Here is a 26,425-nt window from a genome sequence, read left to right as displayed (position 1 = left end):
GAATCTTCGAACGAGCCGGCAGCTCCGCGGGACTTCCTCGCGTTAACCGGCCCGTTGCGCGGCCCCGCGTCCTCAACCGACAAAGGCGCGTCGCTTACCATCGAACCCCGTGCCCCACGACGAGCGACCGCAGCCGATCCTGCGCTTAGTCGCCGTCGTCGCCGGGCTCGCGGGCCTGCTGTTGTGCCTCGTTGTGCCGTTACTCCCGGTCAAGCAGACCACGGCGACTATCGCGTGGCCGCAGGGCACGATCGACGGGCACATCACCCAGATCACCTCGCCCCTGGTATCCGGGGCGCCGCGGGCCCTCGACATCTCCATTCCCTGCCCGGCGATGGCCACCCTGCCCGACAGCGGCGGATTAGTGGTCTCGACGTTGCCGACCGGCGGCGTGGACCCGGGCAAGAACGGCCTGTTCGTCCGCGCCGATAAGGACGTGGTCGTCGTCGCGTTCCGCGATACCGTGGCCGCGGTGGCCAAGCGATCGGCCATCGCCGCAGGCGCCTGCAGCGTGCTGCACGTCTGGGCCGACGCCCGCGCGGCGGGCGCGGACTTCGTCGGCATCCCGGGCGCCGGCGGAATCCTGTCCGCCGAGAAGAAGCCGCAGGTGGGCGGCATTTTCACCGACCTGAAGGTCGCGCCGCAGCCGGGGCTGTCGGCCCGGGTCGACATCGACACCCGATTCATCACGGCGCCGACTGCCCTGAAGAAGCTGGTGATGGGTGCCGGCGTACTGGCCGTCCTGGTCGCCATTGTCGCGCTGGCCATGCTCGATCGCCACAGCCGCGGCGGCGCCCTGGTCAACTGGCGCTCCCCGGTCGCTCCCCCGCAAGCGGGAGGTGCCCCCACGCTGTCCCGGCACCGCCCGCGTGAGCGACGGGCCAACTGGTGGCGGATCGGCTGGGCCACTTGGCTGAGCGACGTGGGCGTGATCGCCACGCTGCTGGTGTGGCACGTCATCGGCGCCACCTCGTCCGACGACGGCTACAACCTGACCATCGCGCGAGTGGCCCCGAAGGCCGGTTACGTGGCCAACTACTACCGCTACTTCGGCACCACCGAGGCGCCGTTCGACTGGTATCTCGCCGTCCTGTCCAAGCTGGCGTCGGTCAGCACCGCCGGGGTGTGGATGCGGCTGCCGGCCACGCTGGCCGGGATCGCATGCTGGCTGGTGATCAGCCATTGGGGGCTGCGCCGGCTGGGGCCCGGCAAGGGCGGGCTGGGATCCAACACGGTGGCGGTGCTCACCGGCGGCGTGGTGTTTTTGGCCGCGTGGCTGCCGTTCAACAACGGCCTGCGCCCCGAGCCGCTGATCGCGCTCGGTGTGATCGTCACCTGGATGCTGGTGGAGCGTGCGATCGCGCTGCAGCGGCTGGCCCCCGCCGCGGTGGCCATCGTGGTCGCGATGCTCACCGTGACGTTGGCGCCCCAGGGCCTGATCGCCGTCGCGGCGCTGCTGACCGGAGCGCGCGCCATCGCGACGATCATCCGGCGTCGGCGGGCGACCGACGGCCTGCTAGCACCGCTGGCCGTGCTGGCGGCATCGCTATCGCTGATCCTGGTGGTGGTGTTCCGCAGCCAGACGCTGGCCACGGTCGCCGAGTCGGCCCGCATCAAATACAAGGTCGGGCCGACGATCGCGTGGTACCAGGATTGGCTGCGCTACTACTTCCTCACGGTCGAGTCCAACCCCGACGGGTCGATGGCGCGACGCTTCGCCGTCCTGGTGCTGTTCCTCTGCCTGTTCGGCATGCTGGTGGTGCTGCTGCGCCGCGGCCGGGTCCAGGGGTTGGCCAGCGGACCGGCCTGGCGGCTGATCGGCACCACCGCACTCGGCCTGCTCCTGCTGACATTCACGCCGACGAAGTGGGCGGTGCAATTCGGTGCGTTTGCCAGTCTGGCCGGCGCGCTCGGCGCGGTCACCGCGTTCGCCTTCTCCCGGATCGGCCTGCACAGCCGCCGCAACCTGGCGCTGTATGTGACGGCCCTGCTGTTCCTGCTGGCCTGGGCGACCTCGGGCATCAACGGCTGGTTCTACGTCGGCAACTACGGGGTGCCGTGGTTCGACATCCAGCCCGTCGTCGCCAGTCACCCGGTGACGTCGATGTTCCTGGCGATGTCGATCGCGACCGGACTGCTGGCCGCCTGGCTGCACTTCCGCATGGACTACACCGGGCACACCGAGATCAAGGAGAGCCGGCGCAACCGCGTGCTGGCGGCCACTCCCCTGTTGATCGTCGCGACGATCATGGTGCTCGGCGAGGTCGGCTCGCTGGCCAAGGGCGCGGTGTTCCGCTACCCGCTCTACACCACCGCCAAGGCCAACCTGGCCGCGCTCAGTTCCGGGCTCTCGAACACCAGCTGCGCGATGGCCGACGACGTGCTGACCGAACCCGACCCCAATGTCGGCCTGCTGCAGCCGGTTGGCGGCCAGACGTTCGGACCCGACGGCCCACTCGGCGGCAGCAATCCCGTCGGATTCAAACCCGACGGGGTCGGTGACGACCTGAGGTCGTACCCGGTGGTGACCAAACCGGGCGTGGTGAATTCCGACGCATCACCGAACAAGCCCAACGCCGCCATGAGTGACTCCGCGGGCACCGCCGGCGGGAAAGGCCCGATCGGAGTCAACGGGTCGAACGTGGCGCTACCGTTCGGCCTCGACCCGGCCCGCACGCCGGTGATGGGCAGCTACGGCGAGAATTCACTGTCGGCCACCGCCACCTCGTCCTGGTATCAGCTGCCGCCGCGCACACCGGAGCGGCCGCTGGTGGTGGTCTCCGCCGCGGGCGCCATCTGGTCTTACAAAGAGGACGGCACCTTCACCTACGGGCAGTCGCTGAAACTGCAGTGGGGTGTCACCCGTCCCGACGGAACCACCCAGCCGCTGACGGAGGTGCAGCCGATCGACATCGGACCCGAGCCGGCGTGGCGCAATCTGCGGTTCCCGCTGACCTGGGCGCCGCCGGAGGCGAACGTGGCGCGCATCGTCGCCTACGACCCGAACCTCAGCGAGGATCAGTGGTTCGCGTTCACGCCGCCGCGGGTCCCGGTGCTGAAGACCCTGCAGCAGCTGATGGGGTCACAGACCCCCGTGCTGATGGACATCGCCACCGGGGCGAACTTCCCATGCCAGCGGCCGTTCGCCGAACACCTTGGCGTTGCCGAACTTCCGGGGTACCGCATCCTTCCCGACCACAAACAGACGGCGGCGTCGTCGAACGGGTGGCAGGCCGGCGAGGCCGGTGGCCCGTTCCTGTTCACCCAGACGCTGTTGCGGACGTCGACGATCTCGACCTACCTGCGCGGGGACTGGTATCGCGACTGGGGGTCGGTCGAGCAGTATTACCCATTGGTGCCCAGTGATCTGGCGCCTAACGCCGTCGTCGAACAGGGTGTGATGACCGTGAACGGCTGGAGCCGGCAGGGACCGATTCGGGCACTACCGTGAGCGTCATCGAACACCAGGCACAAGCGGCCGGCCGCACCCGCGACAACGTCCGCGTCACCCGGTTGGTGGCCACGATCGCCGGGCTGATCGGCTTCGTACTGTCGGTCGCCACACCGTTGCTGCCGGTGGTGCAGACCACCGCGATGCTGAACTGGCCGCAAAACGGCCAACTGAATAGCGTTACGGCTCCACTCATTTCACTGAGCCCGGTCGACGTGACGGCGACGGTGCCGTGCAGCGCGGTGCGCGGATTGCCTCCCGAGGGCGGCGTGGTGCTGAGCACCGCACCAAAGAAGGGTAAGGACGCCGCACTCAACGCGCTGTTCGTCGTCGTCAACGCCAAGCGCGTCGACGTGACAGACCGCAACGTGGTCATCGCGAGCGCCTCGCGCGAGCAAGTGGAGGGGGGCCAGTGCCAGCGCGTCGAGATAACCTCCACCCGCGCAGGCACTTTCGCTACTTTCGTCGGGTTGACCGACCCGGCCGGTAAGCCGCTCGGCGGAGGCTTCAACGATCCCAACCTGCGCCCGCAGATCGTCGGCGTGTTTACCGACCTGACCGGTCCCGCGCCGCCGGGACTGAAGTTCTCGGCGACCATCGACACCCGGTTCTCCACCACCCCAACGACATTGAAGCTGCTGGCGATGGTGGGCGCTATCCTGTCCACTATTGTCTCGCTGGTCGCGCTGTGGCGGCTCGATCAGCTCGACGGCCGCCGGATGCAGCGGTGGATTCCGACGCGCTGGAAGAAGTTCACCCTGGCCGACGCCACGGTGATCTTCGGATTCGTGCTGTGGCATGTGATCGGGGCGAACTCGTCGGACGACGGCTACATCCTGGGCATGGCCAGGGTCGCCGACCATGCCGGCTACATGTCCAACTACTTCCGCTGGTTCGGCAGCCCGGAAGATCCGTTCGGTTGGTACTACAACTTGCTGGCGCTGATGACCCACGTCAGCGACGACAGTTTGTGGATGCGACTGCCCGACTTGATCGCCGGGCTGGTGTGCTGGCTGCTGCTGTCGCGTGAGGTGCTGCCCCGGTTGGGGCCCGCGGTCACGTCGAGCAAGGCGGCGAACTGGGCGGCGGGCCTGGTTCTGCTGACCGCGTGGATGCCGTTCGACAACGGTCTGCGGCCCGAGCCGATCATCGCGCTGGGTTCACTGCTGACCTGGGTGCTGATCGAGCGCTCCATGTGCGCCTCGCGGCTTACCCCGGCGGCACTGGCCGTGGTCACCGCGGCGTTCACCCTGGGCGTGCAGCCGACCGGGCTGATCGCGGTGGCCGCGCTGGTTGCCGGTGGTCGCCCGATCCTGCGAATTCTGGTGAAACGGCATCGCCTGGTCGGGACCTGGCCGCTGGTAGCGCCGATGCTGGCCGCTGGTTTCGTGATCCTCACGGTGGTGTTCGCCGATCAGACGCTGTCAACGGTGTTGGAAGCCACCAGGATTCGCACCGACATCGGGCCCAGCCAGGCCTGGTACACCGAGAACCTGCGCTACTACTACCTGATCCTGCCGACCGTCGACGGTTCGCTGTCGCGCCGGTTCGGCTTCCTGGTCACGGCGCTGTGCTTGTTCACCGCGGTATTCATCATGTTGCGGCGCAAGCGAGTTCCCGGAGTGGCACGCGGGCCGGCTTGGCGGCTGATGGGTGTCATCTTCGGCACCATGTTCTTCCTGATGTTCACCCCGACCAAGTGGGTTCACCACTTCGGGCTGTTCGCCGCGGTGGGCGCGGCGATGGCCGCCCTGACGACGGTGCTGGTGTCGCCGAAGGTGTTGCGCTGGTCGCGCAACCGCATGGCGTTCCTGGCGGCGCTGATGTTCGTGTTGGCCCTGTGCTTCGCCACCACCAACGGATGGTGGTACGTCTCGAGCTACGGCGTGCCGTTCAACAGTTCGATGCCGAAGGTCGGCGGAATCTCAATCAGCACAATATTTTTCGCACTCTTCGCGATTACCGCGGTGTACGCGGCGTGGTTACACTTCGCCGACCCGAGCCATGGCGAGGGCCGGCTGGCGCGGGCACTGACGGCGGCGCCGATCCCGATCGCGGCGGGCTTCATGGCGCTGGTGTTCATCGCGTCGATGACGGCCGGCATCGTGCGTCAGTACCCCACCTACTCCAATGCCTGGGACAACCTGCGCGAATTCAGCGGCGGCTGCGGGCTGGCCGACGACGTGCTCGTCGAGCCGGACAGCAACGCCGGCTTCATGGCGCCCGTCAAAACCGCCGAGCCGGGTGATTACGGTCCCTTGGGGGCGCTGGGTGGAGTGAACCCAACGGGATTCAGCCCCAACGGAATACCGGAACGCACCCTGGCCGAAGCCGTGCGGGAGACCGCGGTCCCGCAGCCCGGTACCGACTACGACTGGTACGGGCCGACGAAGCTTACGGCGCCGGGCATCAACGGCTCATTGCTCCCGTTGCCCTACGGGCTGAACCCCGCGCAGGTGCCGGTGGCCGGCAGCTACACCAGCGGCCCGCAACAGCAGAGCAGGCTCACCTCGGCGTGGTACCAGCTGCCGAAGCCGGACGCCGGGCATCCACTGGTGGTGGTAACCGCCGCGGGCGCGATCGCCGGCAACAGCATCCTGCACCACCACACCACCGGGCAGACCGTGGAACTGGAATTCGGTATGCCCGGACCCGGCGGCGCCGTGCAGCCGGGCGGCCGGCTGGTGCCGTATGACCTCTACGGAGAGCAGCCGAAGGTGTGGCGCAATCTGCGCTTCGCGCGCTCGGCGATGCCCGCCGACGCGGTCGCGGTCCGGGTGGTGGCCGAGGACCTGTCGCTGACGCCGGAAGACTGGATCGCGGTGACCCCGCCGCGGGTGCCGGAGCTGCGCTCGTTGCAGGAGTACGTCGGCTCGACGCAGCCGGTGCTGATGGACTGGGCGGTCGGGCTGGCGTTCCCGTGCCAGCAGCCGATGCTCCATGTCAACGGTGTCACCGAGATTCCGAAGTTCCGGATCACGCCGGACTACACGGCCAAGAAGCAGGACACCGACACCTGGCAGGACGGCGTCAACGGCGGCCTGCTGGGCATCACCGACTTGCTGCTGCGCGCCCATGTGATGTCGACCTACCTGTCCCACGACTGGGGCCGCGACTGGGGGTCGTTGCGCAGGTTCGACACGATCGCCGACGCCCAGCCTGCCCAGCTCGACTTGGGCACCGCGACCCGCACCGGATGGTGGTCGCCCGGGCAGATCCGGATCAAGCCGTAAATAGGCCTGACGAAACCGCCTGCGTTGCAAGGCTTCTACGAAATGCGGAATGAGTAATTAGTCACCGGTCGAATAAAGCATTAAATTGACGTCGCAGTAATTCGGTGAATTGGTTTAAATTCAGCAAATAAAGGTCAATATCTACTCCGCTGTGATTGGGGTAACACAGCAGGGAGGGATCGGGGACCTTATGTACACACGGACATGCCGCGCCGCATACGGGGCCGCGTTCACCGCGGCCATGTCGACGGTGGTGACCGCGGGGATCACCACGGCGGGGGCCGAAGCCGGGACAACGGTTGTGTTAGACAGCAAATTGCGGCGCTGCGATTTCAGCCTGATAAGTACCGTCCCCGCGGTGCCGCAATCCGCCCTGGGCACGGGGTCGGTCATTGTTCATTCGGCCGGGGGGAAAGCGTTTGCAGAGGTGCACTTGTCGGACGCGCCCGATCCGGGCACCCATTTCGACGTCGGCTTGATTCAGGAACCACGGCCGGGGTCGGGTGGCTGTGGTCCCGGGGATCCCGGCACCGCGTTTTCCGGTATGGACACCGACGCGGCCGGCGGGGCAACTATGACCGTTTCCGACACCATCCGGCCGGGCACGACGGGCGTCTGGGTCGTTATCCAGCGTCCGAATCCGCACTCCCAGAATCCGGCCGAGTTCTACACGTCGGAGTTCGTCGCGCCGGTGTAAGACCCGCCGGTCGGCGCGACGTCCGCACTCGTATGGTGATGCGTCAGTTCTGACTGTATTGCGGCTATCCGTTCGCGTACCTGCTCGTCGGACCGCCGCTGCTCAGCCGCGGTGACGACGATGGCATCCGAACCCGGAAACACCGTTGTCTCATGGCCGCTGGCGAGCCACCGCACCACAAACGGTGGTGCGCCGTCAGCCCCGCGCACCGCCGTGATCAAGCCCCGCTGATCCGCTGACCCCGTCGTGGTGCCCTTGAGCACGAGCCAGTCACCCACCTCGGCCTTCATCGCCGTCTCCCTCAGTCTGTGACCTCTCGGCGATCATGCGCCCGGCCCACACGCCGGGCGAGGGCCGTAAGTCACTAGGGACGACATCTGCCCGGTCACTTACGAATGCCCCAGCCGGACGGGACTTCCGTCCCTACCGCAGCACTGCCGTCGAATGCTGCGATGAATGTGAAGAACCAGCACCAGACGGAGGCACAACAATGGACGCTTCACCGCAAGCGCAGGCCAAGACACGCATGTTTGCCCGCGTGCTCGGCCCGTTCCTGGTCATCGTCGATATCACGGCCGTGGCGCGCGCGTCGGACATGCAGACGGTGCTTTCGGACTTCGAGGCAAGCCCGCTGTGGTCGTGGGTGGCCGGTGCCTTCATCCTGGCCTTCGGCCTTGTCATCGTGGCAGCCCACCAATATTGGAAAGGCGCCGCGGCGATCATCGTGTCGCTGACGGGCTGGCTCATCACGCTGCGCGGCCTGCTTCTTTTCGCGTTTCCCAAGGCCTTTGCGACGGTCGCCAACAGCATGATCGGTGCGCAGGGGTGGTGGATGGCGCTCTGCCTCGCAGTCACCCTGGTGGGGCTGTACCTGACCTACGTGGGCTGGGTCCCGGTACCGCGTCGGCCGGAGCCACGAGCCGTGAGCGCCGGTCCGCATCTACCGCGAGCCGCCTGATCCAGCCCTGATCGAGCCGAAAGACAACTATGACCGCGGCAGCAGAACACATCCCGCAAAGGACCACCAAGATGCCCGCCGCGTTGCGCAACGGCGGGCCCAGCGCCTTCGACGACTCGGCGGCGATCGCCGAGGCAGCCGTCGAGGACATGCGCACGTTGGGAACCGGGGTGGCCGTGCTGGTGGTGAAGCGCGGTCCCAATGCCGGAGCGCAGTTTCGGTTGGATCAGCCCGTCGTCTCGGTTGGCCGGCATCCAGCCAGCGACGTCTTCCTCGACGACATCACGGTCAGCCGCAGGCATGCCGAATTCCGCAGGGAAGGCGGCAGATTCCACATCGTCGACCTCGGCAGCCTCAACAGCACCTACCTCAACCGCGAACCTGTCGACTCGGCTGTGCTCAGCGACGGCGACGAGATACAGATCGGCAATTTCCGTCTGCTCTTTCTTGTCGGGCCGGTGAAGAGCTGAACCGTGCGGCACGTCGAATGCCGGTCGGCGCAGTGTCTTCACCCGGAGTCCCCGACTGTAATACCGTCGCGGAATGAGCGACTACGACGTTGAGGCCGTGGACCGGCTACCCTTCTCCACCCCGGAAAAGTCGCGGCGCTACCAGACGGACAATTACACCGGAGCGGTCGGCCTGAACTGGTATCGGACCGACCCCACGCTGCAGTTCACGATGGCCTACTACCTGCGGCCCGACGAATTAGCCGTCGTAGAGCCACATTTGACCAGCATCGGCGAACTGATGGGCGGCCCGGTTGCCTGCTGGGCCGACGAGACGGACCGCAACCCGCCGCGGCTGGAGCGCTACGACCGGTGGGGACACGACGTCAGCCAGGTCGTCATGCCGGCGTCGTTCACCCAGTCCAAGCGCGCGGTGCTGGATGCTCAGCAGGCGCTGCGCACCGACGCGCGCTCGGCGAAGGTGAGCTCCGGGCTGGCGCTGTTCGCGTCCAACTATCTGCTCAACCAGGCCGACATCGGGATGGGTTGCGCGCTGGGCACCGGCGGCGGCATGGTCCAGTCGCTGGTGGCCGCCTACGCACCGCCCGACGTAGCCGAGTATGTGCAGGCCAAGTTCGCCTCCGGCGAGTGGGCCGGCGAGACCGCGCAGCTGTTGACCGAACGCACCGGCGGCTCCGACCTCGGGATGCTGGAGACGACGGCTCGACGCGTAGGCGGCGAGAACGGGCAAGCGTGGCTGTTGAACGGATTCAAGTGGTTTGCGTCCAACTGTGCCGGCGAGGCGTTCGTGGTGATGGCCAAACCGGAGGGGGCGCCCGACTCCACCCGCGGCATCGCCAACTTCCTGGTGCTGCGCACCCGCCGCGACGGTTCGCGCAACGGCGTGCGGGTGCGGCGGTTGAAGGACAAGCTCGGCACCCGCTCGGTGGCCTCCGGCGAGGTCGAGTTCGTCGACGCCGAGGCGTTCCTGTTGTCGGACAAGCCAAGCGGCGATTCGGGCCCCTCCGACGGCAAGGGCCTGGGCCGGATGATGGAGCTGACCAACGCCGCGCGCCTGGGCATCGCGTTGTTCGGGCTGGGCAATGCGCGCCGCGCCCTGGTCGAGTCGCTGTGTTATGCGCGCCAGCGCCACGCGTTCGGCGGCGCGCTGATCGACAAGCCGCTGATGCGACGCAAACTGGCCGAGCTGATCGTCGACGTCGAGGCCGCGCAGGCAATGGTTTTCGACGGCACCGGCGCTGCCAACCATCGCCAGCCGCGTAGCGTGCGCCAGCGCATCGCGGTGCCCGTCACCAAACTCAAGGTGTGCCGGCTGGGGATCACCGCGGCCTCCGATGCGATCGAGATCCACGGCGGCAACGGCTACATCGAGACCTGGCCGGTGGCAAGGCTTTTGCGCGACGCGCAGGTGAACACGATTTGGGAGGGGCCCGACAACATCCTGTGTCTCGATGTGCGCCGCGGCATCGAGCAGACCCAGGCGCACGACGCATTGTTGGCGCGGTTGCACGACGCGGTGTCGGTCTCCGATGACGACGAGACCACCGCCCTGGTCGCCCGCCGGATTGAGGATCTCGACGCCGCGATCACGGCCTGGACCAAACTCGACCGCACCGTCGCCGAGGCACGGCTGTACCCGCTGGCCCAATTCATGGGCGAGGTGTACGCGGGGGCGCTGTTGATCGAACAGGCGGCCTGGGAGCGGGAGACCCGCGGCGGTGAGCGCAAGGCGCTGGTGGCCCAGCTTTACGCGCAGCGGTATCTGGCCGATCGCGGACCGCTGCGCGGTCTCGACGCCGAATCCGAGGTTGCGCTGGATCGCTTCGACGAGTTGGTGGACGGGGCGCTGGCGTTGCCGAGCGTGAACTGAGCGACGCTGAAACGGCGTGTCGCGTCGTAAGACTCACACTCGGCGTGGTGGACCGGCGTGGTGGACCGGCGGACCGGCGCGACGCCGGGTGTGGCTAGAGCGGAAGCAGGCTGTGCTTGCGACCGACGCGGAACCAGATCTGCTTGTCCCGCAACAGATGTAGCGACTTGCGGATCAACAGCCGGGTCTGGTGCGGATCGATGACCGCATCGATGAAACCGCGCTCGGCGGCCGTCCACGGAATCGCCATATTGAGGTTGTAGCCCTCGATGAAGTCCTTCTTGATCTGCTGCGCCTCGGGCGTCGTCGGGTCCGGAAACCGCTTCATCAGCAGCTGGGCGGCGCCCTCAGCGCCGATCACCGCGATGCGCGCGGTGGGCCACGCGAAGTTGAAGTCGGCGGTCAGCTGCCGAGATCCCATCACGGCATACGCACCGCCGTAGGACTTGCGGATCGTGATCGTCACCTTGGGTACGTCGGCCTCCACGACCGCCGAGAGGAACCGGCCGCCGCGCTTAATGATGCCGTTGCGCTCCTGCTCGGCCCCCGGCAGGAAGCCGGGAGTGTCGACGACGAAGATGAGCGGGAGCTCGAAGATGTCGCAGAACCGGATGAAACGTGTTGCCTTGTCGGAGGCTTCGTTGTCGATCGAGCCGGCCAGGAACATGGGCTGGTTGGCGATCACACCGACCGGGCGCCCGTCGACGCGGGCGAACCCGGTGATGATCGCCGGCCCGTGCTGCGAGGCGACTTCGAGAAAATCGCCGTCGTCGAAGATCCGCAGCAGGATCTCATGCATGTCGTAGGCCGCGTTGTCGGAGTCCGGAATGATCGCGTCGAGTTCCAGATCGGTGGGGGTGATCTCGGGCTCCAGCCCGGGATTGACGATCGGCGGTTTGTCGAACACGTTGGACGGCAGGAATGACAAGAAGTCCCGGACATACTGAAATGCCTCGGCCTCGGTGTCGACGACATGATGAATGTTGCCGTAGCGGGCCTGGACATCGGCGCCACCGAGCTCGTCGAGCGTGATCTCTTCGCCGGTGACTTCCTTGATCACGTCGGGTCCGGTGACGAAGAAGTAGCCCTGGTCGCGCACCGCAACAAGGAGATCGTCCTGGATCGGCGAATAGACCGCTCCCCCAGCGCATTTGCCGAAGATGAGGGAGATCTGCGGCACGATCCCGGACAACGCTTCGTGACGGCGGCCCAGCTCGGCGTACCACGCCAGCGAGGTGACCGCGTCCTGGATGCGGGCACCACCCGAGTCCTGAATGCCGATGATCGGGCAGCCGACCATCGCGCACCACTCCATCAGCCGGGCCACCTTGCGGCCGAACATCTCGCCGACGGTGCCCTGGAACACGGTCTGGTCATGGGAGAACACCCCGACCGGCCGCCCGTCGATCATCGCGTGGCCGGTGATGCAGCCGTCGCCGTAGAGCGCGTTGGGGTCGTTCGGGGTCTTGGCCAGCGCCCCGACCTCGAGGAAGGTGCCCGGGTCGACCAGCGCGTGGATGCGGGACCGGGCGCTGGGGATGCCCTTCGCGTCGCGCTTGGCGGCGGCCTTCGCGCCGCCGGGCTCCTTGGCCAGTTCCAGGCGAGCGTTGAGCTCGGCTAGCTTCTCGGCCGTGGTGTGGACGACAGGAGCCGGCCCAGGCGCTACATCCGTCACTACTTGCCTACCTCACTTGTCCGGCGGTGCTCTGCGTCGACCGCGTTCAGCGCCTGGGTCATATGCGCACCGACCTTGGCGATGATCGGCTCGTCGATGGCCTGAATGTGCTCGCCACCGATCGGCACGACCTCGAGGTCGGCGACATACTCGCCCCAACCACCATCCGGCTGCCGAACGGCGTATCGCGGCTCGAACATGATCGCGTCGTCATGGTAGCGATCGGCCATATAGAGGGTCACATGCCCGTCGTAAGGCTGGATCTCGGCGGTGTCGATCGCCCGGTTGTCCAGGTACGACGTGCGCTGATGCTCGATGATCCCGGCCGGGATCTGCACCCCGCTCTGGCTGACGGCCTCCAGCACGAACCGGATCTGACCCTCGTCGTCGAGCTCCTCGAGCTGCTCGTACGGGATCGCCGGGATGGTGACCTGGAAGGTCCTCTCCGCGAAGCGGGCGTAGCGGTCCCAGCGCGCGCGGACCTCCTCCTTGGTCTGCGGGACCTCTTCACCGGCGCGCACCGCGTCGATCAGGCCCACCCAGGCGACGTCCTTGCCCATCTTCTTCAGTCCGATCGCGCAGGCGTAGGCCAGCACCCCGCCCAGCGACCAGCCGGCCAGGATGTAGGGCCCGTCGCCCTGCATCTCGATCAGCTTCGGAACATATTGCGCCGCACGCTCTTCGATCGTGCCCTCGACGCGCTCCAGCCCGTACATCGGAGTGTCCGCGGGCAACCGATTGAGCAGCGGCTCGTACACCACCGTCGATCCGCCGGCCGGGTGGAAGACGAAGACCGGCGGCTTGGTCGAGCCCTCGACCGGCGCCCGCAGCGTGCGGACGAACCCGTCGATCGTGCCGGCCTCGAGGTACTGGCGCACCTTGTCGCCCAGCGCTTCGATGTTCTCCGAGCTCAGCACGTCCTCGGCGGTGATCGGTCCCTCAGCGCGCTCGGAAAGCCGCTCGGCCAGCTTGGCGGCGCTGGCGTCGTCCAGCTTGGGCAGCGGGTTGAAGATGCCGCCCGGGGACTTGCCGGTGACGATCGCCCAGGTGGCGAAGGTGACCCGCTCGGCGGCATCGCGCGGCGGCACATCGGAGTTCAGCGCCTTGGCGACCGCCTCGGAGGTGAGCGCTTCGGCCGCGCCGGCCAGGTTCGGCTTGGCGCCGTTGGCGACGCCGTTGCCCGCCGGGCCCGACGGATCGGTCGGCGGCGGCGGAATCGCCACATCCGACGGCGGCGGCGCCTGCGGATCCGGCGCGGGAGCACCCAGCGATTCCGGCGTTGCGCCGCTGAGCAATCCGGCCTGCACCCGGGCGATCTCCTCGTCCGTCTGCGTCCGCTGGTAGTCGTGCAGCTGCTCGACCTCGTCGCGGTGTTCGAGCGCGTACTCGATCAGCTTCTCGACGTTGTAGAGGTTGGCGTCGCGCACCGCCGTCAATTGGATTGGCGGCAGGTCGAAGTCGTACTCGACGCGGTTCTTGATCCGCACCGCCATCAGCGAGTCCAGGCCCAGCTCGATCAGCGGCACCTCCCACGGCAGGTCCTCGGGTTCGTAACCCATGGCCGCCGCGACGATCGCGCCGAGTCGCTCCGCGATGGTCTCACCGGATTCCGGTGACCATTTGGTGAATCCGGACGGGATGTAGCGGTTGGTCAGGCTGTCCGACAACGTTTCCGCGTTCTCGGGTTCTTCGACGGGCGCCGCGACCGGTGTTTCGGCCAATCCCGTTGCGGCCACGGGTGCGATCGCGGCACCGGCGCCGACCGCGGTGGGCAAGGCGCCCACTGCCGCACCCGCCCGCGCAACCAGCGCGTCGTAGACCAACGTGAACGATTCGTCGATACGGGCATGCACCTGCACCGACGCACCGCCGGGATGCCGGGTCATCGTCGTCACCAGCCGGGCGCCGTCGCCCGGCACCGCGCGCTGCTCGGCCGCCGTCATCTGCGCATCCGGAATCACTTGAGCCGCAGCGGCTCTCACCAACGCGGCCAGGTCTGTCGTCTCGCCCCGGGGCGCGAACTCCCAGACGTGGCGGCCATCCGGCAACGCGACGTGCGCTCCCGGCATGATGATCGATCCGTCGCTGCTGAAGTGTGCGTCCAGCCAATGCACTTTGCGCTTGAACCGGGTCGGCGGGATGTCGGCGTAGTCCTGCGGTCCCTGGGCGGGGCTGAACATGGTCCGGATGTCCAGGTCGTGTCCGTAGACGTAGAGCTGCGCCAGGGTCGACGTGATCGAGTCGACCTCGTCCTGCTTGCGGGCCAGCGTCGGGATCAGCTGGGCATCGTGCAAGCCGGCATCCGCCGTGGTCAGGCCCACCTGCATCAGCGCGACGGGGTTGGGCGCCAGCTCCAGGAACGTGGTGTGCCCGCTGTCGACGGCGTTGCGGATGCCGTGGGTGAAGTAGACGCTGTGGCGCAGCCCCTTCTTCCAGTAGTCGACGTCGTGGATCGGGTCGGCGCCGGGCTTGACGTAGCTGCCCTCGTGCACGGTCGAGTAGATCCCGGCCGTCGGGCTCATCGGCTTGATGCCCTGCAGCTCCGCGGCCAGCTCGCCGAGCAGCGGGTCCATCTGCGAGGTGTGGCTGGCGCCCTTGGTCTGGAACTTGCGGGCGAACTTGCCCTCGGATTCCGCGCGGGCGATGATCGCGTCCACCTGCTCGGGCGGGCCGCCGATGACGGTCTGGGTCGGTGCGGCGTAGACGCACACCTCCAGGTCGGGGAAGTCGGAGAACACCGTCTTGATCTCGTCGGCGGAGTACTCCACCAGCGCCATCAGCCGGATGAACTCACCGAACAGCATCGACTCGCCCTCGCCCATCAGGTGCGATCGCGAGCAGATCGCCCGGGTGGCGTCACGCAGCGACAGGCCGCCGGCGAAGTAGGCCGATGCGGCCTCACCCAGCGACTGCCCTACCACCGCAGCGGGTTTGGCACCGTGATGCTTGAGCAGCTCACCCAGCGCGATCTGGATCGCGAAGATGGTGACCTGAGTGGTCTCGATGCCGTAGTCCTGCGAGTCGTCGAGGATCAGCTCGAGCACCGAATAGCCCAGCTCGTCCTGTACCAGGGCGTCGACCTTCTCGATCCACTCGGCGAACACCGGGTTGCGCAGGTACAGGCTCTTGCCCATCTTGCGGTGCTGCGCACCGAATCCGGCGAGCACCCACACCGGGCCGTTGCTCACCGGCCCGTCCACGCTGAACACGTTGGGCCGCTGCTTGCCCTCGGCGATCGCGCGCAAGCCCTTGATGGCCTCGTCATGGTCGTGGGCCAGGACCACCGCGCGGGAGCGGCCGTGGTTGCGCCGCGACAGCGACCGGCCGATCGACTCCAGCGACGACGCCTGCCCCTCGGGGCTTTCCATCCAGTCCGCCAGCTCCGCCGCGGCGGCCTTCTTGCGCGACGTCAGGAACGCCGACACCGCAAGCGGAATCAGCGGTTTGGTCGGCTCCGACTCCTGTTGAGCGGCAAGCTCTTCCAGCGCGGCTTGCTTGAGCTCCAGCGCCTCGTCGGTCACACCCGGCAGCTCGGGCTCGAAATCCGGGATCTCGTACTCGTCGGTGATGATGTTGCCGAAGTCGTCGAACCGCAGCGAATGGCTTTCACCCGTGGACGTCTCGGCCTGATCGCCTTCGGCGGCCGCGGTCGCCTCTTGGGCGGGTGCGGGTTCGCGTTCGACGACATCACTCGGCAGCACCTCGCGGACGACCACGTGCGAGTTGGCCCCACCGAAGCCGAAGCTCGACACCCCGGCGAGCGCGTACCCGCCATAGCGCGGCCAATCGGTCGCGGTGTCAACGAATTTCAGGTGCATGCCGTCGAAGTCGATGTACGGGCTCGGCCCGGCGAAGTTGATCGACGGCGGCAGCTTGTCGTGCTGCAACGACAACACGACCTTGGCCAAACTGGCCGCGCCGGCGGCCGACTCCAGGTGTCCCACATTGGTTTTGATCGCGCCCAGCAGCGCGGGACGGTCGGCGGAACGACCTCGGCCGACCACCCGGCCCAGCGCCTCGGCCTCGATCGGGTCACCCAGGACGGTGCCGGTGCCGTGCGCCTCGATGTAGTCGACGTTGCGCGGATCGATGCCGGCATCCTTGTACGCCCGACGCAGCACCTCGGCCTGGGCGTCCTGGTTGGGGGCGATCAGGCCGTTGGACCGGCCGTCATGGTTGATCGCGCTGCCGGCGATGACGGCCAGGATCTGGTCGCCGTCGCGGCGCGCGTCGTCGACCCGCTTGAGCACGAACATGCCGCCACCCTCGGAGCGGGTGTAGCCGTCGGCGTCCGAGGAGAACGACTTGATCCGGCCGTCGGGAGACAGCACCGCGCCGATCTCGTCGAAGCCGAGCGTGGCCAGCGGGGTGAGCAGTGCGTTGACCCCGCCGGCGAGCGCGACGTCGCATTCGCCGTTGCGCAGCGCCTGCACCGCCTGATGCGTGGCCACCAGCGAACTCGAGCAGGCGGTGTCCATCGCCACCGAGGGACCGCGGAAGTCGTAGAAGTAGGACACCCGGTTGGCGATGATCGAGTTCGCGGTACCGGTGATCGCGTACGGGTGCGCGACGGTCGGGTCGGACACCGCCAGGAACTGGTAGTCGTGGTTGGAGAAGCCGACGTACACGCCGACGGCCTCGCCGCGCAGGCTCGACGCCGGAATGCGGGCGTGCTCGAGAGCCTCCCAGGTCAGCTCCAGCGCCAGCCGCTGCTGCGGGTCGATGTTGTCGGCCTCGGTCTTGGCGATCGCGAAGAATTCGGAGTCGAATCCCTTGACGTCCTTCAGGTAGCCGCCGCGGGTGCGGGCCTTGGCGACCATTGCGGCGATGCGCGGCTCTTCCAGGAACTCCGACCAGCGGCCCTCGGGCAGATCGGTGATGGCGTCGCGGCCCTCCATCAGGGCCTGCCAGGTTTCGTCCGGGGTGTTCATGTCGCCGGGCAGTCGGGTGGACAGGCCCACGATCGCGATGTCGACGCGTTCGGCCGGCCCGGTCCGGGTCCAGTCGATTTCACCGAGGTCGTCGTCGGGCCGCTCCGGTTCGCCCTCGATGATGCGGGTGGCCAGCGATTCGATGGTCGGGTGCTGGAAGGCGACTGCCACCGACAGTGTGACGCCGGTCAGGTCCTCGATGTCGGCGGCCATTGCCACCGCGTCGCGCGAGGACAGACCCAGTTCCACCATCGGGACCGACTCGTCGATCGCGTCGGGTGACTGCCCGACCGCCCGGCCCACCCAGTTGCGCAGCCATTGGCGCATCTCGGGGACCGTCATGTCGGTCTTCTTGGCGGGTGCGTCCCCGCCCGGACCATCGGCGGCCACGTTGTCAGAGGTGTCCGGCAGGTCAGGTTCTGTGTCAGCCATGGTTCCTGATTTCAGTCTGTGGCACTGGCAAAAGCGTCGGGGGACCCGATGCCGCTGCGCAGACTGCCGTCGAGGTAGGCGGCACGGCAGGCACGGTGCCCGATCTTGCCGCTGGAGGTACGCGGAATCGTTCCGGACTGCACCAGCAGCAGGTCACGGACGGTGACCCCGTGCCGGACGGCGATGGCCGCCCGGATGTCGTCGGCGATGGGCTGGTAGTCCAGTTTGTGTGAGCCCGCAGCGCGCTCGGCCACGATCACCAGCTGCTCGGAGGTGTCGTCGGGGTCGAACTTGAGCCCGGTGTGCGGGTTGTCGAAAACTTCCTGCGGCAGTTCGTTGGCCGGCACCGAGAAGGCGGCGACGTATCCGGTGCGCAGCGCCTTGCTGGCCTCCTGCGCCGAATACTCGAGGTCCTGCGGGTAGTGGTTGCGGCCGTCGATGATGACCAGGTCCTTGATGCGGCCCGCTATATAGAGGTGGCCGTTGAAGTAGGTGCCGTAGTCGCCGGTGCGCACCCACAGCCCCTCGTCGTCGGCGCCCTCGGCGTGGGACTCGCTGATCCGCGACTTGAGGATGTTGCGGAAGATCTCGGTGCTCTCGGCTTCCTTGCCCCAGTAGCCGGTGCCCAGGTTCTTGCCGTGCAACCAGATCTCGCCGATCTGGCCGTCCGGCAGCTCGCTGGCGGTGTCGGGATCGACGATGACGGCCCATTCGTCGACGCCGATGACGCCGGCCGACACCTGCGCGACGGCCTTCGGCGAGTCCGCGGCCACCTCGACGAAGCGCTGCTTGTTCAGCTCGTCGCGGTCGACGTGGATGACGGTGGGTGCCTCGTCCATCGGCGTGGTGGACACGAACAGCGTCGCCTCGGCCAAACCGTAGGACGGCTTGATCGCGGTCTTGCGCAGACCGTAAGGCTCGAACGCCTCGTAGAACTTGCGCATCGACGCCGGGGACACCGGCTCGCTGCCGTTGAGGATGCCCTTGACATTGCTCAGGTCCAGCGGCGGCTCACCCTCCTTGGGGACGCCGCGCACGGCGGCGTGCTCGAACGCGAAGTTCGGCGCCACGGTGAACACCTCGCAGTCCGGGCCGTCGTCGGGCTTGCGCGCCATCTCCCGGATCCAGCGGCCGGGCCGGCGCACGAAGGCGGCCGGGGTCATGAACGTGAAGTGGTGGCCGAGCACCGGCGACAGCAGCGCGGTGATCAGACCCATGTCGTGGAAGAACGGCAGCCAGGACAGGCCGCGGTCGCCGTCCTTGCCTTCCAGGCCGTTGAGCACCTGCAGCACGTTGGTGGGCAGGTTCAGGTGGGTGATCTGCACGCCGGTCGGGGTGCGGGTGGACCCGGAGGTGTACTGCAGGTAGGCGATCGTGTTCTCGTCCGCGTCCGGCTCGATCCAGGTAGCGGCGACCTCGTCGGGCACCGCGTCGACGGCGATCACGCGCGGCCGCTCCTTGGCCGCCCGGGCCCGGATGAACTTGCGGACGCCTTCGGCGGCCTCCGTCGTGGTCAGGATCGTCGAAGGCGAGCAGTCGTCGAGCACGGCGTGCAGACGGCCGACGTGGCCCGGCTCGGCGGGGTCGAACAACGGCACCGCGATTCGGCCCGCATACAGCGCGCCGAAGAAGGCAATGAGGTAGTTCAGGTTCTGCGGGCACAGGATCGCGATCCGGTCGCCGGGCTCGGTGACCTGCTGTAGACGTGCGCCCACGGCGCGGTTGCGGGCGCTGAAGTCGCGCCACACGATGTCGCGGTAGACACCGTCGCGTTCGGTCGAGTAGTCCACGAAGCGGTAGGCCAGCCTGTCGCCGCGCACCTTCGCCCACTTCTCGACATGCCGAACCAGGTTCGTGTTATCCGGGAACTTGATTCGTCCGTTCACGATGAACGGGTTGTGGTACGCCATGCCGCCCTCTCCTGTTACACACTCGCCGGTTAGCTATTCCGGCGGTCCTGGTGTCGGCCTTGGCCGACAATGTCCTCTGCGTCCCCTGCGCGCGGGCCGGCCTCGTGCACGGCGCAAACTTGCGCCGGTCCGGCCGAGCTTCCACCCGGTCGGGAACCGCCAAACTCTTATTGCTCTTAGTTTTCTCTTAATGTTAGGCGGCAGCGCGCGGCAGACCAAATCTCAAGGTACCGCCGATTGCCCTCGGTACCGCCCACCTGGCTGCTGTGTCCCCTTGCCCAGCTCGCCGGCATCGTCTTGGCAATGTTCAAGGCCACCCGGGCGGCTACCCGTGCTTGGGGTGTGGCGCGTTTTCGATGAGATTACGCGCCCAGTTCAATGTCCAATCCGTGGAGGTGGCGCCGTCCAGATTCCAGAACTGGGGGGTGGCGTACATCGCGTGCACCGGCTGGCCCGCCCCGCCGGCCAGCGTGTTGAGCGTATTCGGCAGGTTCGCGACGCTGAACGCCTCGTCCGGGGCCGCACAGATCAGGTCGCCGGCCGCGCAGATCTCGTTGGTCTTGCTGTTGAGGTCGCCGAAGCCGCCGGGCCGGGGGCCCGTCATCGTCAAACCCAGCCCGGACAACATCGGCACCTCGTGCAGGGTGACCTCCGCACCCTGGCCCGGCGGGTTCGGCCCGATGTCGTTACCCACGCCCTGCTGGCGACGACCGTCGGCGATCAACGTCACACCCAACACCAGGTCGTCGTCGACGGGGCCGCGGCCGTTGCCGATATCGCTGGCGATGTCACCGGCGATCACCGCGCCCTGCGAGAAGCCGACCAGCACGTAGCTGGTCAGCGGGCACTTGTTGTTCATGTCGGTCAGCGCTTGGATCATCGCGCGGGTGCCTTCGGCCCGGCTGTCGTTGTACGACATCTGCTTGACGCCGCCCAGCGGGTTGTTGAACTGAGCCGTGTAGGGGACGGTGAAGATCTGCAACCGCGACGGCGGGAACTGCTGGCCGATCGCCACAGTGTCTTGGTGCAGCAACGCATTTGGGAACTGCATCGGGTTGAGCGGATCGTCGGTCGGCGACGACTCCCAGGTGCCCGGAACGACGATCATCTGCACGTCCGGGCAGGAAGCATCCTGGGAAGCCGGCCGCGGCTTGTGCGGATGTGTCGTGGTCGAGGAAGGCGGCAGGATGCCGGGCGGAACCGCGCTGGGCGGCGCCTCGGTACTGCGCAGCATCGTCACGACGGCCACGATGACCAACAGCACGACGACGGCCATGGACAGCGCGGCTACCCAGGCGAGAATTCGGCGGCGCTTGCGCAGCCGCTGGGCATTCGAGGTCATGTTCTCCTGCTAGCAGAGTCGGTAGGTCGCAGCTTGTTTACCAGGCAAGCGGCCACCCCGCCCTCTGCTGCTCAATACACGGTACCGGCTCGGCGCGTGGCGCCGTCCGTCCTGCCAGCGGGCCCGCGTGGCTAGCGGATGGCTCCCACGATGTCGCCCGACATGGCGCCCAGCTGCCCGGACCACGAACCCCAGCCGTTGTCGCCGCCGCCCGGGAAGTCGAAGTGGCCGTTGTGGCCGCCGACGCTGCGGTACTGCTGGTAGAACATGCGGCTGTTACCCATCGCCTCGCCGGCCTGCCCGATCATCGCGGCCGCATCGCCGCCCATGTTCGTCGGGCTCCAGACCCACACCCGGGTGTTGTTCTGCGCCAGCAGCGCCGCGTGCACGTAGGGGTCGTGCCACTTCCACCGGCCCAGCTGCGGCGCGCCCCACATGCCGTTGCCGTCCACGCCGCCGAATTGCTGCAGGCCCGCCAGGATCGAACCGTTGGTGGTGGTGTTCGACGGGTACAGGAATCCGGACAGCGAGCCGGCGAAGCCGAAGCGGTCGGGGTGGAAGGCGGCCAGTGCCATCGCGGCGTAGCCACCCTGGGACGCGCCCACGGCGGCGTGCCCGCCCGGTGCCAGGCCCTTGTTGGCGGCCAGCCAGTCGGGCAGCTCGGCGGACAGGAAGGTGTCCCACTGCTTACTGCCGTCCTGCTCCCAGTTCGTGTACATGCTCCAGGCGCCGCCGGCGGGCGCGACCACGGAGACCCCCTTGCCGGCCAGGGTGCCCATCGCGTTGCCCGCGGTCACCCAGTTGCTGACGTCGGGCGCAGCGTTGAAGGCGTCCAGCAGATACACCGCGTGCGGACCACCACCGAGGAAGGCGACCGGGATATCACGGCCCATGGCGCCGGACGGCACCATCAACGTCTCGTAGGGCGCCGCTGTGGCCTTGCCGGTGATTCCTGCCGCCACACCGCCGAATCCGAGTGTCAGCGCGGCAACGCAAAGCACCCGCAGCAGCATTGCCAGACCCCGCACGCTACCCATGTCCGCCCTCCATCGTGTAGTCGCTGTGTTTGCACAGTAACCAGGGCCGAAGTGCAGCCGATCCGCAGGGTAGTGAAACAAGTCACACCGCAGAACGAATAACGGCGGAAACCCGAAGGGTTTCCGCCGCTAATCGCGTGCTCTACAGCGTTTAGGTGCCCTGGCTCGGCGCGGTTGCGGGTGCCGCCGTGGCCGGACCTGCGCCCGGGGTGGCGCCCAGGACCGACTGCAGGTCAGGCTTCATCGCCTGCAGCTGCGCGCCCCAGTAGGGCCAGTCGTGGGTGCCGTTGGCGTCGAAGTTGAACACCGCGTTGTGGCCGCCGGCCGCGTTGTAGGCGTCCTGGAACTTCAGGTTGCTGGTCCGCACGAAGCCCTCCAGGAACTTGGCGGGCAGGTTGTCGCCACCGAGGTCGGACGGCTTGCCGTTACCGCAGTAGATCCAGATCCGGGTGTTGTTCGAGACCAGCCGGGCAACCTGCAGCGACGGGTCGTTGCGCTGCCACGCCGGGTCGCTGGACGGCCCCCACATGTCCTTGGTCTTGTAACCGCCGGCGTCACCCATGGCCAGGCCGATCAGGGTCGGCCCCATGCCCTGGGACGGGTCCAGCAGCGCCGACAGCGAGCCGGCGTAGACGAACTGGTCGGGGTGGTACGCCGCCAGGATCAGCGCCGACGAGCCGGCCATCGACAGACCGACAGCCGCGCTGCCGTTCGGCTTGACCTGCTTGTTGGCCGACAGGTACTGCGGCAGCTCGCTGGTCAGGAAGGTCTCCCACTTGTAGGTGGTGCAGCCGGCCTTACCGCAGGCGGGCGCATACCAGTCGGAGTAGAAGCTGGACTGGCCACCGACCGGCATCACGGTCGCGATGCCGGACTGGTTGTACCACTCGAACGCGGGGGTGTTGATGTCCCAGCCGTTGAAGTCGTCCTGGGCGCGCATACCGTCCAGCAGGTACAGCGCGGGCGCGTTGGCGCCACCGCTCTGGAACTGAACCTTGATGTCGCGGCCCATTGCGGCCGACGGAACCTGCAGGTACTCCACCGGCAGACCGGGGCGCGAGAACGCCCCAGCGGTGGCCGGGCCCCCCACGACGCCGATCAGACCCGAGAGCAGAGCCGCCCCCGCGGCACCCACCACGAGCCGACGTGGCATCCGAGCCACGGCGCCGCGAAACCTGTCAACAAGCGTCATTCTTGCTTCCTCATCTTTTCGGCGCATCCGTCATCAGGGCGCGTCGGTGATTGGTTCGGACTGCATGCGCAACGGGCGCGGCAGTACTGGCTTAGTGAACCACACGAACCCCCACGGGCTCTCATCGAGGACGTTCCGCAAACCGTCATGCGAGGCCGATTTCTTGGCGTTTTCGCGCGGCACCGGACGGCCGAAATCGGCGTTTCCGCATGTGCCGGACGGTGGACGCCCACTGGTGACGGTGCAAATGTGAATTTGCTGTGCGTGTACGCGCACGGAAAATTGTGATGGGTTCGCGATCTGTGAGATTTATCCACGCAATATTCACTCGCGGGGGGGCGGTGGACTCGGATCCGGCACCGGCAGGCCACACCTGGCGAGTTCGTAGAGCGGGACGCGGTCGATCCGGTAAGCGGTGAATTCGAAGGAGTGCAAGAAGTTTGAGACGAACCGGTGCACCGACATCGGGGCGCGCACCGACGCCAGCACCGCCTTGGTCTCCGGGCACTGCAGCGCCACCACCGCCTGGGCGACCCAATTCGCGTCCAGATAGCCCGGAATGCCCGGATACACCTTCACCCACGGGCCGTCGGCGATCACCCAGTCCGGGAAGAGGTTCTTGTCATGCCCGATCCGGCCGTGCGCCAGGCGCTGGGTGTGCTGAGCCAGCGGGTTCGCCAACCCGATCTGGTCGATCACCCGGACATCGAGCCCGACGTTCATGCCCAGCATGCCCAGGTTGGTGAAAAACACTGCGTGTTGCGGCTTTTGCGGCGGTTTGCTGTCGGGGGGGCTTCCCGGGGCCGGCGGCGGCTGCTGTGCCTGGGGCACGATATCCCACTGTATGTAGTTGCCCGACGGCAACAACAACGCCCCGTCCGGGGTGTTGTCCAGGGCCGCCAGCACCGCCGCCATCCTCGGGTAATCGAGGTAATCGGCGGCGGTCAGCGGGTGCGCGTGTCCGGTCGCCTGGGCATAGAAGCGGCGCTCGTCGACGATGCCGGTGTAGGTGACGTGGGTGGCGTCGTAACCCATCCCCGGCGAGTTTGCTGCCCACAGCGACCAGCCCGCGATACCCAGCCACAGCAGGCTGGCGGCACCGGACAGCCAGTAGCCCGTTTCGCGTGAGTAGTCCTGCCCGTCGGGGATCAGCACGGGGATCACGGCGACCGGGGCCAGCAAACAAAATAACGGCGCCAGCAGCACTCGCGCGTGCATGAAATCGCCGCCCTGCCGAGTCCAGTAGAGGGCCTGCAGCAACCCGCTCACGAGGACGAAGGCCACCACCGCCGGCGGGCTTTGCACGGCCCGCGCCACCCGGCCGTAGTTGGGCGCGAGCATCGGGCGCAAGAACGACGGCCGCCGCCGCGCCATCATCAGCAGCAGCCCCAGCGGCACCAGCAGCAGCACCGGCAGCCAGACGGCGTAGGGCGAGCTGAAGTTCGACAGGTAGATCATGCCCTGGGACCACTTGTCACCAGCGGCGTCCTTGGCCAAAGCGGTCCCGGGCACCAGCAAGCCGTAGTAGCCCATCCGGAAGATCTGGTAGGCCACCGGAAGGAACCCGCCGGCGACGACAATCAGCACCCGCCGGCGCCAGGTCCGGGCCGCGATCAGCATCATGATCAGAGCCAGGCCGCCCATCAGCGCCAGCTCGGGACGCACCAGCACGCTGAACCCCGCGACGAAGGCCAGCACCCCGAGGAACACGTCGTTATCGGGCCGGTTCCGCAACGGCTGCGCCCAGCGGACCATCATCCACCACAGCAACCCCAGGTAGGCCAGCGTCAGCCCGCTCTCCAGCCCCGAGGTGGCGAAGTCCCGCGCCGGGGGCAACGCGATGTAGATCAGCGCCCCGGCCGGCAGCATGATCGCCCGGCGTCCGCGCAGGCTGGGGGCGTAGAGCCGACCGGCGCCCAGCATCAGCAGCACCACGCCCGAGACGGAAAGCGTCAGCGCCAGCGCCAGCGCGACGTACTCCATGCGCACCGGTCCGCCGACCCAGCTTCCGATGTACATCAGGTAGGTCCACGCCGTGGAGGTGTTCGCCTCGACCCGTTCACCCTGGTTGAAAACCGGCCCGTTGCCGGCCAACAGGTTGCGTACCGTGCGCAACACGATCAGTCCGTCGTCGGCGATCCAGCGCCGCTCCCAGGCTCCCCAGCCGAACAGCACGGCGACCACCGCCACGCTCACCCACAGGCTGACCCGGACCGAGGTGTCGTATGGGAACGGCGGCCGGCGACCGCGACCGACCCTGGGCCGGTGGCGCATCACAGTGCCGTTGAAGCGCTTCAGCGCATCCAGACCCGGGCTAGCCGAAGGCAACGGCGGCACCAACTGTTGCGATCCACGCGAGGAACAGCAGCTGCAACACCCGGTCACGCAGCGCAATGTCTTCGGGCTCGCCGGCCAGTCCGCCGTCGACGTCGACCGCGTAGCGCAGGATCGCGATCGTGAACGGGACCATCGAGACCGCGAACCAGGACCCCGAATAGCGGTCCCGCTCGAACGCCCACATCCCGTAGCACAACACCACCGAGGTCGCCGACAGCGTCCAGACGAATCGCAGGTAGGTGCTGGTGTAGCTTTCCAGCGATTTGCGGATCGCCGCCCCGGTTCGCTCAGCCAGCTGCAACTCCGCGTAGCGCTTGCCCGCCACCATGAACAGCGACGCGAACGCCGCCGTCAGCAAGAACCACTGGGACAACGGGATGTCGGTGGCCGCACCCCCGGCGATGGCCCGCAGCAGATACGCCGACGACACGATGCAAATGTCCATCACCGCCTGGTGTTTCAGGCCGAAGCAGTAGGCCAGCTGCATCGCGAGATAGATGCCCATCACGACCGCGAGGTTCGGCGTCAGCCACCACGAAATGCCCAGCGAGGCCGCACCGAGCACCACGGCCAGCGCGTAGGCCAGCCATTCGGGCACCACGCCGGCGGCGATCGGCCGGAATCGCTTGGTGGGGTGCTCCCGGTCGGCTTCGACGTCGCGGACGTCGTTGACCAGGTAGATCGCCGAAGCCGCCAGGCAAAACACCACGAATGCCACGCCGACCTTCGACGCCACCTCCGCGTAGTCGTAGCGGACGCCGCGGCCGGCCGCGGCCACCGGCGCGGCCACCACCAACACGTTCTTCACCCATTGGCGCGGGCGCACGGCCTTGATCAACCCGGTGATCAGGTTGGCCGGGGGTCGTCCGGTCACCACGTCTTCACTCATC

15 protein-coding genes are annotated in these 26,425 nt (G+C 67.5%); 6 read left to right on the top strand and 9 right to left on the bottom strand.

The features are described from left to right. Positions 1 to 109: 109 nt before the first annotated feature. From SKC41_RS08240 to SKC41_RS08230, 3 genes are all read left to right on the top strand, one after another. A complete protein-coding gene (locus tag SKC41_RS08240; RefSeq protein WP_330977178.1) occupies positions 110 to 3,451 on the top strand; it encodes an arabinosyltransferase domain-containing protein in 3,342 nt (1,113 codons plus the stop codon). Then, positions 3,448 to 6,684: an arabinosyltransferase domain-containing protein gene (locus SKC41_RS08235; RefSeq protein WP_330977177.1), complete on the top strand. Its 3,237-nt coding sequence runs from the start codon at positions 3,448 to 3,450 to the stop codon at positions 6,682 to 6,684. The genes SKC41_RS08240 and SKC41_RS08235 overlap by 4 nt, the downstream gene beginning before the upstream one ends. A gap of 190 nt (positions 6,685 to 6,874) precedes the next feature. Then, a complete protein-coding gene (locus SKC41_RS08230; RefSeq protein WP_442931572.1) occupies positions 6,875 to 7,381 on the top strand; it encodes a hypothetical protein in 507 nt (168 codons plus the stop codon). Here the strand turns inward: SKC41_RS08230 and SKC41_RS08225 are convergent. After that, positions 7,351 to 7,671, bottom strand: a complete 321-nt coding sequence (locus SKC41_RS08225) for a DUF1918 domain-containing protein (RefSeq protein ID WP_330977176.1) — start codon at positions 7,669 to 7,671, stop codon at positions 7,351 to 7,353. The two genes, SKC41_RS08230 and SKC41_RS08225, sit on opposite strands and share 31 nt — an antisense overlap. Positions 7,672 to 7,871: 200 nt before the next feature. Here SKC41_RS08225 and SKC41_RS08220 point away from each other — a divergent pair, with 200 nt between their 5' ends. The 3 genes from SKC41_RS08220 (at position 7,872) to SKC41_RS08210 (ending at position 10,679) form a co-directional block, all read left to right on the top strand. Further along, entirely contained in the window at positions 7,872 to 8,339 is a 468-nt protein-coding gene (locus SKC41_RS08220; protein WP_330977175.1) for a hypothetical protein, read from the top strand. 71 nt (positions 8,340 to 8,410) lie between these two features. Next, complete coding sequence (locus tag SKC41_RS08215; protein ID WP_330977174.1) at positions 8,411 to 8,809, top strand: FHA domain-containing protein; 399 nt, start codon at positions 8,411 to 8,413, stop codon at positions 8,807 to 8,809. A gap of 73 nt (positions 8,810 to 8,882) precedes the next feature. Then, positions 8,883 to 10,679, top strand: coding sequence for an acyl-CoA dehydrogenase family protein (locus SKC41_RS08210; protein ID WP_330977173.1), 1,797 nt, complete (start codon positions 8,883 to 8,885; stop codon positions 10,677 to 10,679). Between the two features lie 94 nt (positions 10,680 to 10,773). Here the strand turns inward: SKC41_RS08210 and SKC41_RS08205 are convergent, their stop codons facing one another. The 8 genes from SKC41_RS08205 to SKC41_RS08170 form a co-directional block, all read right to left on the bottom strand. Continuing rightward, positions 10,774 to 12,354, bottom strand: coding sequence for an acyl-CoA carboxylase subunit beta (locus SKC41_RS08205; RefSeq protein ID WP_330977172.1), 1,581 nt, complete (start codon positions 12,352 to 12,354; stop codon positions 10,774 to 10,776). Continuing rightward, a complete protein-coding gene (gene pks13, locus SKC41_RS08200) occupies positions 12,354 to 17,627 on the bottom strand; it encodes a polyketide synthase Pks13 (protein ID WP_330978796.1) in 5,274 nt (1,757 codons plus the stop codon). Before pks13 ends, SKC41_RS08205 begins: the two co-directional genes overlap by 1 nt. Before the next feature lie 101 nt (positions 17,628 to 17,728). Continuing rightward, entirely contained in the window at positions 17,729 to 19,627 is a 1,899-nt protein-coding gene (fadD32, locus tag SKC41_RS08195; protein WP_330977171.1) for a long-chain-fatty-acid--AMP ligase FadD32, read from the bottom strand. 325 nt (positions 19,628 to 19,952) lie between these two features. Further along, a complete protein-coding gene (culp6, locus tag SKC41_RS08190) occupies positions 19,953 to 20,969 on the bottom strand; it encodes a carboxylesterase Culp6 (protein ID WP_330977170.1) in 1,017 nt (338 codons plus the stop codon). 131 nt (positions 20,970 to 21,100) lie between these two features. Further along, positions 21,101 to 22,006, bottom strand: coding sequence for an esterase family protein (locus tag SKC41_RS08185; protein WP_442931571.1), 906 nt, complete (start codon positions 22,004 to 22,006; stop codon positions 21,101 to 21,103). Between the two features lie 151 nt (positions 22,007 to 22,157). Continuing rightward, positions 22,158 to 23,198, bottom strand: coding sequence for a diacylglycerol acyltransferase/mycolyltransferase Ag85A (gene ag85A, locus SKC41_RS08180; protein ID WP_330977169.1), 1,041 nt, complete (start codon positions 23,196 to 23,198; stop codon positions 22,158 to 22,160). A gap of 324 nt (positions 23,199 to 23,522) precedes the next feature. Then, a complete protein-coding gene (aftB, locus tag SKC41_RS08175; RefSeq protein WP_330977168.1) occupies positions 23,523 to 25,526 on the bottom strand; it encodes a terminal beta-(1->2)-arabinofuranosyltransferase in 2,004 nt (667 codons plus the stop codon). Next, on the bottom strand, positions 25,513 to 26,424 hold the full coding sequence (locus tag SKC41_RS08170; protein ID WP_330977167.1) for a decaprenyl-phosphate phosphoribosyltransferase: 912 nt from the start codon (positions 26,422 to 26,424) through the stop codon (positions 25,513 to 25,515). The genes aftB and SKC41_RS08170 overlap by 14 nt, the downstream gene beginning before the upstream one ends. Between the last annotated feature and the right edge of the window lies 1 nt (position 26,425).

The sequence above is a fragment of the Mycobacterium sp. 050128 genome, from assembly GCF_036409155.1.
In the GTDB taxonomy this organism is placed as follows: domain Bacteria; phylum Actinomycetota; class Actinomycetes; order Mycobacteriales; family Mycobacteriaceae; genus Mycobacterium.
Note: the sequence above shows the minus strand (reverse complement) of the source record. Positions and strands in the feature narration are given on the sequence as shown.

Bases quoted from the DNA above. Each gene is read 5' to 3' on its own strand.
- SKC41_RS08230 (WP_442931572.1), top strand. From the start codon at position 6,875: ATGTACACACGGACATGCCGCGCCGCATACGGGGCCGCGTTCACCGCG.
- SKC41_RS08225 (WP_330977176.1), bottom strand. From the start codon at position 7,671: ATGAAGGCCGAGGTGGGTGACTGGCTCGTGCTCAAGGGCACCACGACG.
- SKC41_RS08220 (WP_330977175.1), top strand. From the start codon at position 7,872: ATGGACGCTTCACCGCAAGCGCAGGCCAAGACACGCATGTTTGCCCGC.
- SKC41_RS08215 (WP_330977174.1), top strand. From the start codon at position 8,411: ATGCCCGCCGCGTTGCGCAACGGCGGGCCCAGCGCCTTCGACGACTCG.
- SKC41_RS08210 (WP_330977173.1), top strand. From the start codon at position 8,883: ATGAGCGACTACGACGTTGAGGCCGTGGACCGGCTACCCTTCTCCACC.
- pks13 (WP_330978796.1), bottom strand. From the start codon at position 17,627: ATGACGGTCCCCGAGATGCGCCAATGGCTGCGCAACTGGGTGGGCCGG.
- fadD32 (WP_330977171.1), bottom strand. From the start codon at position 19,627: ATGGCGTACCACAACCCGTTCATCGTGAACGGACGAATCAAGTTCCCG.
- culp6 (WP_330977170.1), bottom strand. From the start codon at position 20,969: ATGACCTCGAATGCCCAGCGGCTGCGCAAGCGCCGCCGAATTCTCGCC.
- SKC41_RS08185 (WP_442931571.1), bottom strand. From the start codon at position 22,006: ATGGGTAGCGTGCGGGGTCTGGCAATGCTGCTGCGGGTGCTTTGCGTT.
- ag85A (WP_330977169.1), bottom strand. From the start codon at position 23,198: ATGACGCTTGTTGACAGGTTTCGCGGCGCCGTGGCTCGGATGCCACGT.
- SKC41_RS08170 (WP_330977167.1), bottom strand. From the start codon at position 26,424: ATGAGTGAAGACGTGGTGACCGGACGACCCCCGGCCAACCTGATCACC.